17 protein-coding genes are annotated in these 15481 nt (G+C 69.9%); 5 read left to right on the forward strand and 12 right to left on the reverse strand.

Annotation, left to right across the window (positions count from 1 at the left end; all coding sequences use genetic code 11):
* Position 1: 1 nt before the first annotated feature.
* The 4 genes from ACZ63D_RS32705 to ACZ63D_RS32720 all read right to left on the reverse strand — a co-directional run bounded on the left by ACZ63D_RS32705 (position 2) and on the right by ACZ63D_RS32720 (position 3923).
* The gene (locus ACZ63D_RS32705) at positions 2-691 is read right to left on the reverse strand and encodes a maleylpyruvate isomerase N-terminal domain-containing protein (RefSeq protein WP_465358215.1); all 690 of its coding nucleotides are present in this window, start codon (positions 689-691) and stop codon (positions 2-4) included.
* Positions 692-705: 14 nt separating this feature from the next.
* A complete protein-coding gene (locus ACZ63D_RS32710) occupies positions 706-2412 on the reverse strand; it encodes a GMC family oxidoreductase N-terminal domain-containing protein (protein ID WP_465358216.1) in 1707 nt (568 codons plus the stop codon).
* Positions 2413-2472: 60 nt separating this feature from the next.
* On the reverse strand, positions 2473-2655 hold the full coding sequence (locus ACZ63D_RS32715) for a hypothetical protein (protein WP_465358217.1): 183 nt from the start codon (positions 2653-2655) through the stop codon (positions 2473-2475).
* A 128-nt stretch (positions 2656-2783) separates the two neighbouring features.
* Complete coding sequence (locus tag ACZ63D_RS32720) at positions 2784-3923, reverse strand: GuaB3 family IMP dehydrogenase-related protein (RefSeq protein WP_465358472.1); 1140 nt, start codon at positions 3921-3923, stop codon at positions 2784-2786.
* 171 nt (positions 3924-4094) lie between these two features.
* On the opposite strand from ACZ63D_RS32720, the gene ACZ63D_RS32725 reads away from it, so the two are divergent.
* Positions 4095-5330 carry an MFS transporter gene (locus tag ACZ63D_RS32725; RefSeq protein ID WP_465358218.1) on the forward strand — a complete coding sequence of 412 codons (1236 nt, stop codon included), beginning with the start codon at positions 4095-4097 and terminating at the stop codon, positions 5328-5330.
* Here the strand turns inward: ACZ63D_RS32725 and ACZ63D_RS32730 are convergent.
* Positions 5282-5701 carry a DUF3574 domain-containing protein gene (locus ACZ63D_RS32730; RefSeq protein WP_465358219.1) on the reverse strand — a complete coding sequence of 140 codons (420 nt, stop codon included), beginning with the start codon at positions 5699-5701 and terminating at the stop codon, positions 5282-5284. The genes ACZ63D_RS32725 and ACZ63D_RS32730 overlap by 49 nt on opposite strands.
* A gap of 79 nt (positions 5702-5780) precedes the next feature.
* Positions 5781-7292 carry an IMP dehydrogenase gene (guaB, locus tag ACZ63D_RS32735; protein WP_465358220.1) on the reverse strand — a complete coding sequence of 504 codons (1512 nt, stop codon included), beginning with the start codon at positions 7290-7292 and terminating at the stop codon, positions 5781-5783.
* A gap of 147 nt (positions 7293-7439) precedes the next feature.
* Here guaB and ACZ63D_RS32740 point away from each other — a divergent pair, with 147 nt between their 5' ends.
* Positions 7440-7826: a DUF5319 domain-containing protein gene (locus ACZ63D_RS32740; protein ID WP_199785759.1), complete on the forward strand. Its 387-nt coding sequence runs from the start codon at positions 7440-7442 to the stop codon at positions 7824-7826.
* Positions 7827-7952: 126 nt separating this feature from the next.
* Here the strand turns inward: ACZ63D_RS32740 and ACZ63D_RS32745 are convergent, their stop codons facing one another.
* From ACZ63D_RS32745 to ACZ63D_RS32760, 4 genes are all read right to left on the reverse strand, one after another.
* The gene (locus ACZ63D_RS32745; protein WP_465358221.1) at positions 7953-8246 is read right to left on the reverse strand and encodes a hypothetical protein; all 294 of its coding nucleotides are present in this window, start codon (positions 8244-8246) and stop codon (positions 7953-7955) included.
* Positions 8247-8310: 64 nt separating this feature from the next.
* Positions 8311-9246, reverse strand: a complete 936-nt coding sequence (locus ACZ63D_RS32750) for an anti-sigma-D factor RsdA (protein ID WP_465358222.1) — start codon at positions 9244-9246, stop codon at positions 8311-8313.
* Complete coding sequence (locus tag ACZ63D_RS32755) at positions 9247-9819, reverse strand: sigma-70 family RNA polymerase sigma factor (protein WP_009072423.1); 573 nt, start codon at positions 9817-9819, stop codon at positions 9247-9249.
* A gap of 323 nt (positions 9820-10142) precedes the next feature.
* Positions 10143-10739, reverse strand: coding sequence for a response regulator transcription factor (locus ACZ63D_RS32760; protein ID WP_020662719.1), 597 nt, complete (start codon positions 10737-10739; stop codon positions 10143-10145).
* A gap of 308 nt (positions 10740-11047) precedes the next feature.
* On the opposite strand from ACZ63D_RS32760, the gene ACZ63D_RS32765 reads away from it, so the two are divergent.
* Positions 11048-11311 carry a hypothetical protein gene (locus ACZ63D_RS32765; protein WP_465358223.1) on the forward strand — a complete coding sequence of 88 codons (264 nt, stop codon included), beginning with the start codon at positions 11048-11050 and terminating at the stop codon, positions 11309-11311.
* 963 nt (positions 11312-12274) lie between these two features.
* Here the strand turns inward: ACZ63D_RS32765 and ACZ63D_RS32770 are convergent.
* Positions 12275-13180, reverse strand: coding sequence for a MerR family transcriptional regulator (locus ACZ63D_RS32770; protein WP_465358224.1), 906 nt, complete (start codon positions 13178-13180; stop codon positions 12275-12277).
* A gap of 247 nt (positions 13181-13427) precedes the next feature.
* On the opposite strand from ACZ63D_RS32770, the gene ACZ63D_RS32775 reads away from it, so the two are divergent.
* Positions 13428-13730, forward strand: a complete 303-nt coding sequence (locus tag ACZ63D_RS32775) for a WhiB family transcriptional regulator (RefSeq protein WP_037816439.1) — start codon at positions 13428-13430, stop codon at positions 13728-13730.
* Positions 13731-13733: 3 nt separating this feature from the next.
* Here ACZ63D_RS32775 and ACZ63D_RS32780 read toward each other — a convergent pair whose 3' ends face one another.
* Positions 13734-14378, reverse strand: coding sequence for a TetR/AcrR family transcriptional regulator (locus tag ACZ63D_RS32780; protein ID WP_465358225.1), 645 nt, complete (start codon positions 14376-14378; stop codon positions 13734-13736).
* Positions 14379-14472: 94 nt separating this feature from the next.
* Here ACZ63D_RS32780 and ACZ63D_RS32785 point away from each other — a divergent pair, with 94 nt between their 5' ends.
* Positions 14473-15213, forward strand: coding sequence for an SDR family NAD(P)-dependent oxidoreductase (locus ACZ63D_RS32785; protein ID WP_465358226.1), 741 nt, complete (start codon positions 14473-14475; stop codon positions 15211-15213).
* Positions 15214-15481: the final 268 nt, after the last annotated feature.

Genomic DNA, 15481 nt, shown 5'->3' on the forward strand with positions numbered 1-15481 from the left:
ATCAAATCAGCGGAGCCATTTCCGGCACCGGCCCGGAAAGCGCGGAGCTGTCGCCGCGGCCGGTCAGCCAGGCCAGCACCGAGCCCGGCGTGCCGGTGACCAGATCGCCGCCCTCGCCGAGGGTCCAGGTGCGGACGCCATCGGTGAGGCGGAACGACGGCAGCGGCCGCGGGCACATCCGGATCAACGTGGCGACTACCGCGTCAAGATGCTCGCCGAGCAACGCGGTGACGCTGTCGAAATCGTGGCCGGCGTCGAGGTCGGCGAGGTGGATCGTGGTCTCCGACAGCCGCAGCGTGAGCACGTCCGCGCCGGTCAGCTCGGTGCCGTGCCGGTGCCGGACGCGCGCCGACCAAGCTTCGTCCGGGAGCCGCGCGGCGTGCTCCGTCAGTCGTTTCCCGGACGCCACCAGGTCGGCCACGATGTCCGCCGGGGCACGACCGGAACCGGCCTCGATGTCGTCGTCCCGGGCGTTGCCGGGACCGTACATCGACCGCTCGACCCCGGTTTCGGCCCAGGTCAGCAGGTTTCCGAGGCCGTCGGCGTTGCGCGCGAGATGAGTGAGCAGATGCGCGCGAGTCCAGCCCGGCAGCGCGCTCGGCTCGCCGAACGCCGCGACCGGCATGGCCTCGGCGACCCGGGCCCATTCGTCGTGCAGTTCCCGGATCCGGTCCAGCGCCGCAGTCGTCACCGGACGATCTTAGGTCAGCGGCGCAAGGCCGCGGGCGCGTTCGCCGGAACCGCCGGGTTCTTCGGCGCGACCGGCTCCACCCGCGTGTACCCGCTGCCCTGCTCCGGCCGCTGATCGGCCTCGCCCTTGTTGGGCCAGAACGAGAACGCCCGCTCCGCCTGCGCGGTGATGGTGAGCGACGGGTTCACCCCGAGGTTCGCGGTGATCGCCGAACCGTCCACAACGGACAGTCCGGGATAGCCGTACACCCGGTGGTAGGGATCGATCACGCCGGTGTCGGCGCTGTCGCCGATCGGCACGCCGCCGATGAAGTGCGCGGTGAGCGGGATGTCGAAGACCTCGCCCCAGGTTCCGCCCGGCATGCCGCCGATCCGTTCCGCGGTAAGGACGTTCGCCTCGTGCCCGGCCGGGATGAAGCTCGGGTTCGGCTCGCCGTGGCCCTGTTTCGACGTGTATTTCCGCCGTCCGAACAGACCGCGGCGAGTGTAGGTGGTGATGGAATTGTCGAGGCTCTGCATCACCAGCAGAATCACCGTGCGCTCGCTCCATCGGTACGCGTTCAGCAGTTTCGCCGACTGCACCGGGTGTTTGACCAGGAAGGTGACCGCCTGCCGCCAGCGCGGAACGCTCGAAGACCCGTCAGTGGCAATGGTTTGCAGCAGGCTCATCGCGTTGCTGCCCTTGCCGTAACGCACTGGTTCGATGTGCGTGTTCTCGTCCGGATGAATCGACGAGGTGATCGCGACACCGCGGCTGAAATCCCGTTCGGGGTCCACCGTGGTCCGCGCCGCGCCGATAATGGCTTCGGAATTCGTCCGCGTCAATTCTCCGAGCCGCCGCGACAACTTCGGCAGCGCGGCCGTGTCCTTCATGCGGTGCAACAGGTTCTGCGTTCCCCAAGTTCCCGCGGCGAACACCACCTGCGACGCGGTGACCGTGGTCCGGAACCGACGCGAACGCGTACCGGTTTTTTGCAGCGTGATCTCGTAACCATTGCCGCGCGGGCTTACCGACGTCACCGTGGTCAGCGGAATGACCTTCGCGCCGTCCTTCTCCGCGAGGTACAGATAGTTCTTCACCAGCGTGTTCTTCGCGCCGACCCGACAGCCGGTCATGCACGAACCGCATTCGGTACACCCGACCCGATCCGGTCCGGCACCGCCGAAGTACGGATCCCGCACTGTCTCGCCCGGTTTGCCGAAATACACCCCGACCGGCGTGGCATGGAACGAATCCTCGACGCCCATTTTCTTCGCGACGTCTCGCATCACCACGTCCGACGGCGTGATCGTCGGGTTCGTGACGACGCCGAGCATGCGGCTGGCCTGGTCGTAATGCGGCGCGAGTTCGCTTTCCCAGTCGGTGATGTGCGCCCACTGCCGGTCTTGGTAGAACGGCTTGAGCGGGCGGTACAGCGTGTTCGCGTACACCAGCGAACCGCCGCCGACACCCGCGCCGGCCAGCACCATCACGTCGTTGAGCATGTGAATGCGCTGGATGCCGTAACAGCCGAGCTGCGGGGCCCAGAGGTAGCGCTTGAGATCCCAGGACGTCTTGGCGAACTCGTCGTCGGCGAACCGCCTGCCCGCCTCGACCACCGCGACGCGGTAGCCCTTCTCGGTCAGCCGCAACGCCGCGACGCTGCCGCCGAATCCGGAACCGACCACGAGCACGTCGTAGTCGGGTTCTTGCCGCGCGGTGGTGGTGTTACTGGCAGTCACAGGAAAGAGCGTAACCCCCGGGAAGCCGCCAGGCCAGAGGGAAGTTACTGACGAGTTACCTCAGCGGGTCCTGCGTCGCGGCGCGAACCGGAACAGGTCGCCGAGCGCCCGGATGATGGCGGGCCGCTCCGCCGGTTTCGTCCCGCGCAACGCCACCACCAGCGCGAGCAGCCGGATTGCCAGGCTGCCCACCACGATCCCGCCGAGCCACCAGGTCGGCGCGGACTCCCCCAGCAGTGCCATACGCCCACCCTTCCGGCGCGCCAAAGATAACGAACGTATAACGGAGAAAGAGGCTTTCCGGACCAGCGCGCACAAAAAAGGCCCCCGCGAAGGGGGCCTTTTTTGCGAGTGTCTCAGCTGGCAGCGCCTCAGCCGCGCACGGTGAGCCCGACGCGCTGGAACTCCTTGAGATCCGAGTAACCCGTCTTCGCCATCGCGCGGCGCAGCGCACCGAACAGGTTCACCACGCCCTCCGCGTCCGAGGACGGGCCGAACAGCAGCGTCTTGAGGTCAACTGCGTAGTCCGAGTCCGGGCCGGCCACCACGCGCGAGCGAGGCAGCGACGGGTGCGCCGCCGCGGCGGTCCAGTACAGGCCCTGGCCCGGAGCGTCCGATGCGGTCGCCAGCGGGGCGCCGAGCATGACCGCGTCCGCGCCGCAGGCGATCGCCTTCGCGATGTCGCCGGAGGTGGTGATGCCGCCGTCGGCGAGGACGTGCACGTAGCGGCCGCCGGTCTCGTCCAGGTAGTCGCGGCGCGCGGCGGCCGCGTCCACGATCGCCGTCGCCATCGGGGTGCCGATGCCGAGCACGCGGTCGGTGCTGGTGACGCCCTCGGTGTAGCCGTGGCCGACGATGACGCCCGCCGCGCCGGTGCGCATCAGGTGCATGGCCGTGCGGTAGTCGCTCACGCCGCCGGCGATCACCGGCACGTCGAGGCGGCCGATGAACTCCTTGAGGTTGAGCGGTTCCGCGTCGCGCTGCACGTGCTCGGCGGAGATGATCGTGCCCTGCACGACCAGGATCTCGACGCCCGCGGCGATCAGGTCCGGCGTCAGCTCGGCGGCGTGCTGCGGGCTGACCCGCGCGGCCACCGTCACTCCGGATTCGCGGACCGTCTTGATCGCCTCGGTCAGCAGGTCGAGCCGGATCGGCGCGGCGTGCAGCTCCTGCAGCTCGCGCACGACCGCGGCCGGGTCGTCGCTGTCCTCGGCCGCGCGGACCAGCCGGAAGATCGCCTCTTCGACGTTCGCGTGCCGGGCCCACAGCCCTTCGGCGTTGAGCACGCCGAGACCGCCCAGTTCGCCGATCGCCACCGCGGTCCCCGGCGAAACGATCGCGTCCGTCGGGTGAGTGACCAGCGGCAGGTCAAACCGGTAGGCGTCGATCTGCCAGGCAGTGGACACCACCGACGAGGACCGCGTCCGCCGCGACGGCACGATTTCCACGTCATCGAGGTCATACGCCCGCCGCGCGGTGCGGCCCATGCCGATCTCGACCAGATCCCGCACGTGATGTCCCTTCTCGCGCCTGACGCCTTCGCGGTCCATTGTCGCGAGTCGGCACGGGTGACCTGCGCGCGGGGGACCGTTGCGGTGGCGACAACCACCGGTTGTGCGCGCGGTTGTTTGCCACCGGCGCGGGCGGGTGGTTGGCTCCCCGGCTGAACGAGGGGGACGGATTTGGCGCTGGGCAAGGACTTTCACCGGCTGTGGCTGGCGTACGCGGTCAGCACCGCGGGCACCTACTTCGCCCTCGACGCCTTCTCGATCGTCGCGGTACGGGTGCTGCACAGCAGCGCCGCGGAGGTATCGCTGCTGGCCGGAGCCGGGCTGGCGGCGGGCTCGCTGGCCGCGCTCCCGCTCGGCCCGTGGGTGGAATTCCGCCGGAAGCGGCCGGTGCTGATCGCGATGGACCTCGTCCGGTTCGCCGCCCTGCTCACGCTACTGCCCGCGTACTTGCTCGACCTGCTGACGTTCGCCCAGCTCGTGGTGGTGTCGGTGCTCGTGGCCGCGGCGAACATCGCGTTCACCTCGGCGAGCGGCGCGTATCTGAAATCACTCGCGACTGGTCCAGACCTGCTCACCGCCAACGGCCGCTTCGAGACCACGCTCTGGACCGCGACCGCGGTCGGACCACCGGCAGGCGGCGCGGCGATCGGGTTTTTCGGCCCGCTGGCCACAGTGCTCCTGGACGCCGTCAGCTACCTGCTGTCCGCCCTCTCGCTCTCGACCATCCGCACCCGCGAGCCCCAACCTGCCCGCCCCGCCGCCTTCCGCGCCGCGGACCTGATCGAAGGCTGGCGCTATGTCTTCCGGCACGCGCGGCTGCGGATGCTGTTCCTCAACAGCTGCGTGGTCAACGGCCTGATCATGGCCACCTCGCCAGTGCTGGCGGTGCTGCTGCTCGGCGAACTCGGCCTGCCGACCTGGCAGTACGGGCTCGCGTTCGGCGTCCCGTGCCTCGGCGGCCTGGTCGGCTCGCGGCTCGCCCGTCGCCTGGTGCCGCGTTACGGCCAGGTGCGGCTGCTGCCGCTCCTCGCCACGATTCGGACGTTTTGGGTTGTGCTGCTGGCTTTCGTGCCGCCAGGGATCGGCGGCCTGCTCTGGGTGATGGCGGTGGAGTTCGGCCTGATTGTCTGCTCGGCGGCGTACAGCACAGTCATCGCGACGTACCGGCTGGAGGAAACCGAAGACGGGTACGTGAGCCGGATGTTGTCCGCGTGGCGGATCAGCGGCAGCGCCAGCACCGCCGGACTGACGCTGGTGTGGGGCTTGGTGGCGACGTGGCTGGGCACGCGCGGCGCACTCGGGCTGGCGGGCGCGTTGATGCTGGCGACGCCGTTGCTGCTGCTCGGATGGAATCGCGCTCAGAACGAAACGCGCGCGGTGGAATCGGTCCGCAGCACGGATTCCTGATCGAACAAATGCTTGTAGTCGGTGCGGATTTGTTCGAGATCGGCGTTCGCGTACTGGTTCGTCGGCGGATACAGCACCACGAGCACGATCGAATGCTCCCGGACGACCGCGCCGGTGCCGGACCGCCATTGACCGGTGCCCTCGAGCTGGGTGAAACCGTCCGGGAAACGCGGCGTGATGTCCTTCGCCGAGAAGTCCGCGAACTCCTTCTCGCTGACCTCGCCGCCGCCGGGCTTCGCGGTGCCGAAGTACAGCTCGGTGCGTTTCCACAGCGAACTGTCCGGCGAATCGGTCGTCGCCGCGGAAGCGACCCCTCCGCCGAGCACCATCGCCACAGCCGCCGTCAGCACGAACCGCCGGGAAAACCGCATTCGCCCGCTCCCCTCGCCGTCACCTGGAGATCCAGTGTGGCGGGAAGGCGGAGCGGGCGAACAGAGCGGATCGGGTCGATCAGCGGGTCGTGTAGTTCGGGGCCTCGACGGTCATCGTGATGTCGTGCGGGTGGCTTTCCTTGAGCCCGGCCGCGGTGATCCGGACCAGCTGCGCCTCCTGCATCGCGGCGATCGTCTCCGCGCCCGCGTAGCCCATGCCCGCGCGCAGGCCGCCGACGAGCTGGTGGACGACGTTCGACAGCGGGCCGCGGAACGGGATCCGGCCCTCGATGCCCTCCGGAACCAGCTTGTCCTCGTTGAGCACGTCGTCCTGGGCGTAGCGGTCCTTGGAGTACGACTTCCCCTCGCCGCGCGACTGCATCGCGCCGAGCGAACCCATGCCGCGGTAGACCTTGAACTGCTTGCCGTTGACCAGGATCAGGTCGCCCGGCGACTCGGCGGTGCCGGCGAGCAGGCTGCCGAGCATGACCGAGGACGCGCCCGCGGCGATGGCCTTCGCGATGTCGCCGGAGTACTGGATGCCGCCGTCGCCGATCACCGGGATGCCCGCCGGGCGGCAAGCCTGGTCGGCCTCGTAGATCGCGGAGATCTGCGGCACGCCCACGCCCGCGACGATCCGGGTGGTGCAGATCGAGCCCGGGCCCACGCCGACCTTCACGCCGTCCACGCCCGCGTCCACCAGCGCCTGCGCTCCGGCCCGCGTCGCGACGTTGCCGCCGACGATGTCGACGGTGTCGCCCAGTTCCTTTTTCAGCAGCCGCACGGTGTCCACGACCGCGCGCGAGTGGCCGTGCGCCGTGTCGACCATCAGCACGTCCACCCCGGCCTCGGCCAAAGCCATCGCGCGCTTGTGCCCGTCCGGGCCCACGCCGACCGCGGCGCCGACGATGAGGCGGCCGTCCGGATCCTTCGACGCCCGCGGGTACTGCTCGGTCTTCACGAAGTCCTTGACCGTGATCAGGCCGCGCAGCTTGCCCGCGCCGTCGACGATCGGCAGCTTCTCGATCTTGTGCCTGCGCAGCAGCCCCAGCGCGGCCTCCGCGGTCACGCCCACCTGAGCGGTCACCAGCGGCGCCCGCGTCATGACCTCGCTCACCAGCCGCGTGTGGTCGACCTCGAACCGCATGTCGCGGTTGGTGATGATGCCCACGAGCGCGCCGGAGGCGTCGGTGACCGGGACGCCGGAGATCCGGAACCGCGCGCACAGCGCGTCGACCTCGGCCAGGGTGTCGTCCGGGGAGCAGGTGACCGGGTCGGTGACCATGCCCGCCTCGGACCGCTTCACGACCTCGACCGCCGCCGCCTGCTCCTCGATCGGCAGGTTGCGCTGCAGCACGCCGATGCCGCCCTGGCGGGCCATGGCGATCGCCATCCGCGCCTCGGTGACCGTGTCCATCGCCGCGGAGACCAGCGGGATGTTGAGCTTGATGTTGCGGGTGAGCCGGGTGCTCGTGTCCACGCCGCTGGGCACCACGTCGGATTCCGCCGGCAGCAGCAGCACGTCGTCGAAGGTCAAGCCGAGCATCGCGAACTTGCTGGGCACTGCGGGGGTGATGCTTTCGCTGGTCATGAGGGGCGAAGGGCCTTCCTGGCGGGAGTGGGCTGGAGTCGCGGGCAGCGGTGCCGGGCGTGGGCCGAGGGTGCTCAGGCCTTCCCCTCATGATATCCGGGCCGGGGTCCTGGCCCGGGCGGGTGGCCCGGCGGGTAGCGTGCAGGCGTGCCGCACGATGTGTTGCCCCCCGATCCGTTCGCGGACGACCCGGACGATCCGGCCCGGGCCATCCCCGACCCCGACGACCACCTGGAAGAGCCGATCAGCGCGGACGAGCGCACCGAGCTGCTGGCCGACCTGTCCGACCTCGCCGTGTACCAGGCTCTGCTGGAGCCTCGCGGGGTTCGCGGCATCGTGGTCGACTGCGGCGAGTGCGACGAGCCCCACTACCACGACTGGACGCTGCTGCGCGCGAGCCTCGAACAGCTGCTGTCCGACGGCCGGATGCGCCCGCACGAGCCGGCCTTCGACCCGAACCCGACCGATTACGTGAGCTGGGACTACTGCCGCGGGTTCGCGGACGGCGTCACCGCTAACGAAAGCGCGTACTGACTCTTTCGGTCCCGCACAGCCTGAAAAGAAGGTCCTGGTGAGGTTGGCCACCAGGGCCTTCTTCGTGTGCCCGCAGGTTGTCCACAAGGGTTGTCCACAGTCGTGTCGACTTGTGGACAACCCAGTTCAGCGGCGGTACTTCGCGCTCGCCGCCTGGGCGATCATCGCCCGCTCGGTCAGGTCCGGCCACGGCGGACGGCGCAGGACGGCCAGGGTCGCGAACGCCGCCGCCACGAGCCCGGTGCAGGCCCCGACCAGCGCGATCCGGCCCTCATCGACCGCGGGCGTCCAGGTCACGCCGTCCGCGTTGATCGTGTACAGCCCGACCGCACGCCCCGGTCCGCCTCGACGGCCTTGCCGCGTGACCGTGACCAGCACCGTCCCGCTGGCGGTCTCGTAGGGCTCCCCGAAAACCAGCACCGCGCCTCCCCCGTCGACGACGAAAAAGGCCCCGGCACTGTGCGTGCCGGGACCTTCGCGAAACCTATGAGCCGCTGGTGCCGTTCGGGGTCTGCACCCCTTGCGACGACTCGTTGCGCGGGCTGCTGCCCGGATCGTTCGGAGTGGCGCTCGGCGATGGCGGCGGCGAACTCGGCGTGGACGTCTCCGGCGGCAGCGGGGTCACCGACGAGACCGGCGGAGGATTGGTGTGCCCGCCACCGGTGCCCGGCAGCGAGGTCGACTGGCCGGGCGGCGGGGCCGCGCTGCTGGCCGGGGCGTGCACCGGCGGAACGGCGGGCGGCGTCGACGCCGGCTGGCCCGTGGGCGGAGCCGTCGGCTGGCCGAGCTGAGCGGCCAGCTCGTGGTGCTGCTGCAAAAGCTGGTTGCGGTTGTCCGCGTCGGTGACCTGGGTGAGCGCGGCCTGCGCGTCAGCGAGCGCGCGCCGGGCGTCCGCGAGCCGGTTGTCGGCCAGCGCCAGATTCGCCTTCTCCAGGTCGAGCTTCGCCGCGGCGGCGGCCTCGACGGAGCGGGCGTGGTCGGCGTAAAGCACCTTCGTGAGGCCCCACAGCGTGTCGCCGGGCTGGGCGTCCCGGGCGGCGAGCCCGGTGCCGGTGAAGGCGATCGCGGCGGCGGCGCACGCGGCGGCCACCGGCACGAGATAGCGGCGACGGCGGCCGCGGTTCTGGTATTTGCGCGCCAGCGTGGCGGTCTTCACCGTGGTGACCGCGGTGTCGACGTCGACCAGCTCGGCGAGCGGCTCGCTGTCGATGTCGCGGCGCCACGCGAGCAGCAGCGCGTTCAGTTCCTGGTCTCCGAGCCCGTCGGCGACAGCCGGATCGGTCCCGCCGAGCGCGTCGAGGAGCGCGTCGTCGGCCTGGATGGCCGTGAGGTCGCCGTCGGCTTCCGCTTCGTACCCGGTCAGGCCGCTGGCCTGGGCGGAAGGTGACAGGTCTCTGTCCCGGTCTTCGCGATCGGTCACTCAGATCACCTCCTCGGCGGCAAGCACCTTGCGCAGCCGGGCGAGTGCCCGGTGCTGGGCGACGCGGACGGCACCCGGGGTGGAACCGACGGCTTCCGCCGTCTCCTCCGCCGACAGCCCGACCACGACCCGCAGAACGACGATTTCCCGCTGTTTGTCCGGCAGCACTTGCAGCAACTGCGCCATCCGCTCGTTCAGCTCACCCTGCAGGGCACGTTGCTCCGGGCCGACGCCGCCCTCGATCTCGTCGGGGATCTCGGCGACCGGCTCCGCCCGGTTGCGGGCCGCGGCGCGATGCGCGTCAGCGACCTTGTGCTGGGCGATTCCGTAGACGAACGCCAGAAAAGGGCGTCCCTGGTCACGGTACGAAGGCAGGGCCGTAAGCACCGCGAGACACACCTCCTGCGCAACGTCGTCTGCCGAAGCGAACGAACGCTCCTGCCTGCCTACCCTGGCGCGGCAATACCGCACCACAAGGGGACGAATGGCGGCCAGCAACCGCTCGACTGCCTGAGGGTCTCCCTCGACAGCGGCGGCGACCGGCTCGTCCAGTCCATCCCCCACAGTGGCCATCGCAGACAACAGTCCCAGCGTTACGTGTAGGCGTGCAAAGAATCCGGCGCGTGGTCGTCCCCGTCCTGCGCCGGTCACAGCTACCGTACCGTCGGAGTCCTACCAGACAACCGCCAGAGGTGGTGACCGGCGCGCCGGACGCGGCGCGGCGGCGATTGTCGCAGGCAGACGGGGTGGGGCAGTGCCGTCACGCGGTGGGGACGCGGGCGAGGCACGAGAGCAGGGGCCAGGACAACAGGTACGGGCCAGGGCTTGGCTGCCCTGGCCCGTTCGTCACCGCGGGAATCGGATCGGAAGTCCCGTATTGGCCTGCTCGGCCTCGGTCAGGACACGAGACCGCGACGGAAGCCGTGCGCGACGGCCTGCGCGCGGTCGCGGACGCCGAGCTTGCGGAACAGCCGCCGCGCGTGCGTCTTGACCGTGTCTTCGGAGAGGTACAGCTCACGGCCGATCTGGCCGTTGCTCTTGCCCTGGCTCATGCCGCGCAGCACCTGCAGCTCGCGCTCGGTGAGCTGCACGCCCGGGTCGGACGGCTGCCGCGGCGCGGGCACCGAGGTGCTGGCCAGGGTGTGCGCCAGCGCGGCGACCAGCTCGGGGCGCGAAGCGTCCCAGCGCAGGTAGCCGCGGGCTCCGCCGGCGATGGCGGCCGCGATGCTGCCCGCGTCGTCCGGGGCTCCGAAGACGATGACGTTCGCCTGGGGGTTCGCGGAGACGAGCCGGCGGGTGGCCTCGACGCCTGTCGGGACCGCGCGTTGCGTTCCGACCAGCACGACGTCGACCGGCTGACGGGTGTACCGGGCCAGCAGCTCGTCACCGTGCGCTACGCAGTCGATGCGACTGACCCCAGGCACCGCGGACATCACACGGGTGAGCCCTTCGCGGACACTGCGTCGGTCGTCGCAGATCAAGACCGTCGTCACGGGGTTTCCTTCCTGCAGCCGGGTGACATTCCACTTCCCCTATCGGACGCTTTAGCCCGAACCTTGACACGATCCGGTGGCTTTTTTTGAAGTTTCTTAGCCCGGATGCCGGAACGCCCGTTCCCGCAGGCCTACCCGGGTCCGACGGGCACCCACGGCGATTCGTGTGCGATACGCATCACGCAAGGATCCGCGTGCCGTAACACTGCGTGCAACACCTGGCGACTCCTGAATCGATACTCCTCGGCCCGGTCGTGGTCCACGTCAGCGGCGACGCGGTCCGCCACCCAGCTAAGTGAATTGAGTTCATGTTTTTCCGCGTCTTCGGCGGCTGCGACGAGGAGTTCCCGCGCGCCGTCCTGTCCGGCGGCGAGCAGGGCGACGCCGAGGACGATGCCGGACTTAACGGTGTGTCGCCGAGCGCCCCGGGCGACGGCGGTCTCGTAGGCGAGCCGAGCCGGGGCGACGGCCGCGCCGGGCTGTCCGTCGGCGAGTTCGATCTCAGCGCCCACCCAGCCGCCCCGGACGGTCGCCCGCCACCGCCGGTCGGCTTGCGCGGCGCGGACGGCTAAGCGACGGGCAGCGGAGATGCGGCCGAGGGCGAGGTTGTCGGCGGCTAGGCCGAGGAGGGCGTCGGCTCGCGCGCCTGGGAGGTCGAGTCCGTGGGGGTCTTCGGTGGCGGGGCTGGGTGATGGCGGGCGTGCTTGGGCGGAACGGGATGAACCAACGTCAGCCCTCGTGCCTCGGAGGCCCGATCCCTGCGAGTCCTCGGCGGCGAGGCTGGGCGCCGCCGGGCGCGCTCGGCCAGAACGAGACGAAGCAGCCTCGGCCCCCGCACCCCGGAGACCCGATCCCTGCGGATCCTCGGCGGCGGGGCTGCGCACCGCCCGGGACGGTTGGACGGAATGGGACGAATCAACGTCGGCCCGCGCACCCCGGAGGCCCGATCCGTGCGGGTCTTCGGCGGCCGGGCTGAGCGCTGCCGGGCGCGCTCGGGCGGAACGAGACGAATCAACGTCAGCCCTCGCACCCCCGAGACCCGATCCGCGCGGGTCCTCGGCGGCGAGGCCGGGCACCGCCCGACGCGGTTGGGCGGAACGAGACGAAACAGCGTCGACTCGCGCACCCCGGAGATCCAGTTCGCGCGGATCTTCCGAGGCGGCCGAACCGGACGCGCTGAGGCTCGCAGTCGCAGGCAGGCCCGACGTCAGCGCCGTAGACCCGAAAGCTCCCACCCCCTGCAAGCCGACCGCCAGCAGCGCCTCCCCGTCCAGCTTCCGTGCCACCACATGCGCGCCGAGCTGCCGCCGGTGCGACGCGAGCGTGCTTGCCGCCAGCGAGGCCGTCAGCGGATCCCGGCCGCGCCGGAGCGGGTCGAGCAGCTCGGCGGCCGCCGCGTACCGGCCGCGGGCGCCCAGCACGATCGCCGCCAGGAGGCGTTGCCTTGGCGAGCCGTCGCGAGGTATCGGGTCCGCCGATCCGGCATCCGGGCCGAACGCGAGGGCCGCCAGCGCTTCTTCGTCCACCTGACCTTTCTAGCGTGGAGCACCGACAAGAACGTGCTCCACGCGGTCGGCCGCCGCGGAAAGATCCGTCAGCAGCTCGACTTTCGGTGGCAGCGACGCCGGATCCCAGCCAGGACCGCAGGCGAACAGCCGGGTCCGCTGCCGCCCGCGAGACACGCGCGCGAAAAGCCGAGGGTCGGCGTTCGCGCGATTCGCCCACAGCACGACCGCGGCGGGCGCGCTTCGCCGTACCGCGACCGCCAGTACTTCCTGCGGCAGCGCGATGCCGAAGAGCTGTGCGCCGATCCGTCGTCCCGCGAGAGCGGCCGCGAGCGCGTACACCGGCATGTTGTCCCGTTCGTCCGGCACGCACGCGAGAAGGACCGGCCGTTGGTTGCGGGGCTCGTCGAAAACCGGCGTCGCACGCACTAATGCCGCGTACACGCACTCAGCGAGCAAGTACTCCACTTCCGCGCCCGCGTGCACGCCTCGCCACCGCGCGCCGAGCGCGGTGAGAACTGGGTCGATCACGCCCGACCACGCCTGGAGCACGCCTAGCTCGCAAATAGCGTCGACAAGCATTCGCTGTACCGCGCCGACGTCCATAGCCAACGCAGCAGTACTCAGCCGGCGCGCGAGCCGCGAAGGGACTTCGACGTCGTCAGCCGCTGCCTTCGTCTCCGTCGCTTCAACGGGCTCCGCGGGCGCTGGCACGAAGTCCGCGCGCGGCATCTGCTCTAACGCGTACTGCGCGGCCTCCGCTGTCGAAGCGCCGCGAAGGAGCGCGCGCTGCATAAGTTCGAGACGGCCGATGTCAGAGCTGCCGTAGCGGCGATGCCTGCCGTCAGTGTGGCGGCTGGGGCCGAGACCGTAGCGGCGGTCCCACGTACGAAGGGTGGACGGCGCGACACCGAGCCGACGGGCGACCGAGGCCACCGGCAGGGTGGGTTCTCCATCGCCTGATCCGGATCCCACCCGGTCAATATCCAGCTCGTTCGCGGTCGCGGCAACCCGAGCCAAAAGCCCTGCTCACACATCTGGGGGATGCCTAACGGCTGAATCGCCGCCGATCTATTGAACAACTATTGGCGCGCTTCTAACGTTACCGCCGTTGCACCGAATGGAGTATCGGCACCACAGCAGAGCAGCTAATGGCATCGACCGGATGACGGAGGCGGTCAGGATGGCAGACACGCGCAGGCTCCCCGGCCCCAACGCAGACATGTGGGACTGGCAGCTGGAGGGGTCGTGCCGGGGGATGGACAGCGGATCCTTCTTCCACCCGGACGGAGAGCGGGGACCGGCGAGGGCGCGACGCGAGGCCAGGGCCAAGGCGATCTGCCTGTCGTGCCCGGTACTGGAGATGTGCCGCAAGCACGCGCTCGCCGTGCACGAGCCCTACGGCATCTGGGGCGGACTGTCCGAATCGGAACGAGACCACATCATCAAACAGGACAAACGCGCGTTGACCATGGCGCACATCTGACTTTCATCCCGGCGCGGAAGGGGCGGTGTCCACAGTGGACTCCGCCCCTCCGCCGTTTCCTGGCCACAGTGAGAGCGCGAGGTCGATCGCGGCCATCATCGAGTCGAGACTGACGCCGTCGCGCGCCTGCACAGTCAGTCCATAAAAGACAGTCGCGTAAAGCGCGCCGAGCGCATCAGTGTCCACAGTGGCCGATAGGTCGCCTTCTTCCACGCCGCGGCGAAGGCGCGCGCAAAGCTGGCTTCGCACGTCGTCGCGCGAAGCGGCGAGGAATTCCCACACGGACGCATTCGCTGGCGTGCAGTTGGTAGCCGCGAGAACCACCATGCAGCCCTTGGGGTGACCAGGTTCCACGTACGCGCAAGCGTTGTTGCGAAGCAGCGCTTCGACCGCCACGCGCGCTGTCGGCTCTTCGGTCAACGCGCGCGTCGTGTACTGCCCGTACATGGACTTGTAGTGCTCGATCGCTTCGCGGAACAGCGCTTCCTTATCCCCGAAGGCCGCGTACAGACTCGGCGGCTTGATCCCCATCGCCTCGGTCAGCTCCGTCAGCGACGCACCCTCGTAGCCGCGCTCCCAGAACACCAGCATCGCCTGGGTGAGCGCGTGCTCGCGGTCGAACGCGCGCGGACGGCCGCGGGGTGACATGAACCACCTTCTTTAGTGAGCGATACAGAAGTCTTGACTCCGCCCATCGTACGCAGCTATTTATTTAGTCATCACTACAGAAAGAGGTGGGGGCATGGGCACCTTGGACGGCAAGGTCGCACTGGTCACCGGCGGAAGCCGCGGGATCGGCGCGGCGATCGCACTCCGGCTGGCCGAGGAAGGCGCGGACGTCGCGATCACCTACGAACGCGCCGCGGACCGGGCGGCGGACGTGGTCGCGTCCATCGAAAAGCTCGGCCGTCGCGGGCTGGCTCTGCAGGCAGACGTCGCCGACGCGGCAGCCGTGACCAGCGCGGTCGACCAGACCGCGGCCGAACTGGGCGGACTGGACGTGCTGGTGAACAACGCCGGGGTGTTCCCGGCCGCACCGGTCGACGAACTGACGCCGGAGACGATCGACCGCACGCTGGCGATCCACGTGAAAGCCCCGCTGGTCGCGGCCGGGGCAGCGGTGCGGCACATGAAGCCGGGCGGCCGGATCGTGTCGATCGGCAGCGATCTGGCGGAACGCACGCCGTTCGTCGGATTGAGCCTGTACTCAGCGAGCAAGGCGGCGCTGGTCGGAATGACCAAGGGGCTCGCGCGCGATCTGGGGGCGCGCGGGATCACCGCGATGGTGGTCCACCCGGGCTCGACGGACACGGAGATGAACCCGGCGGACGGCCCGCATTCCGGCGACCAGCTGGCACATATCGCGTTGGGACACTACGGAAATCCGTCGGACATCGCCGCGGCGGTGGCCTATCTGGCTGGACCGGACGGCCGGTACCTGACGGGGACGTCGATCACGGTGGACGGCGGGTTCACGGCCTGACCGGCCCAGCCCCCACCCTCCACGGGGGGACGCCCCAGCCCCATTCTATCGGCCCCGCACCCCTGAACCCGGTTCTCGACCGCAGTTGTCCACAGCGATGCGGAGTTGTGGAGAGCAACGTTCGGCACTGGAAGGGGAGGAGTCCGCGCAGTCGCTAGCGAGCCGCGGAAGCTCGACGGCACAACGTAAAGCGAGTCCGACTTCAAACGGGCCGACGCCAAGCGGAGCCGACCCAAACGGAGCCGACGCGTGACGGGCCGACGCGAAG

This window comes from Amycolatopsis sp. NPDC104775 (genome assembly GCF_055583325.1).

Excerpts from the sequence above, each read along its gene's own strand:
- guaB (WP_465358220.1), bottom strand. The coding sequence starts at position 7,292 with ATGACCAGCGAAAGCATCACCCCCGCAGTGCCCAGCAAGTTCGCGATG.
- ACZ63D_RS32785 (WP_465358226.1), top strand. The coding sequence starts at position 14,473 with ATGGGCACCTTGGACGGCAAGGTCGCACTGGTCACCGGCGGAAGCCGC.
- ACZ63D_RS32755 (WP_009072423.1), bottom strand. The coding sequence starts at position 9,819 with ATGGCCACTGTGGGGGATGGACTGGACGAGCCGGTCGCCGCCGCTGTC.
- ACZ63D_RS32765 (WP_465358223.1), top strand. The coding sequence starts at position 11,048 with ATGTTTTTCCGCGTCTTCGGCGGCTGCGACGAGGAGTTCCCGCGCGCC.
- ACZ63D_RS32730 (WP_465358219.1), bottom strand. The coding sequence starts at position 5,701 with ATGCGGTTTTCCCGGCGGTTCGTGCTGACGGCGGCTGTGGCGATGGTG.
- ACZ63D_RS32715 (WP_465358217.1), bottom strand. The coding sequence starts at position 2,655 with ATGGCACTGCTGGGGGAGTCCGCGCCGACCTGGTGGCTCGGCGGGATC.
- ACZ63D_RS32775 (WP_037816439.1), top strand. The coding sequence starts at position 13,428 with ATGGCAGACACGCGCAGGCTCCCCGGCCCCAACGCAGACATGTGGGAC.
- ACZ63D_RS32780 (WP_465358225.1), bottom strand. The coding sequence starts at position 14,378 with ATGTCACCCCGCGGCCGTCCGCGCGCGTTCGACCGCGAGCACGCGCTC.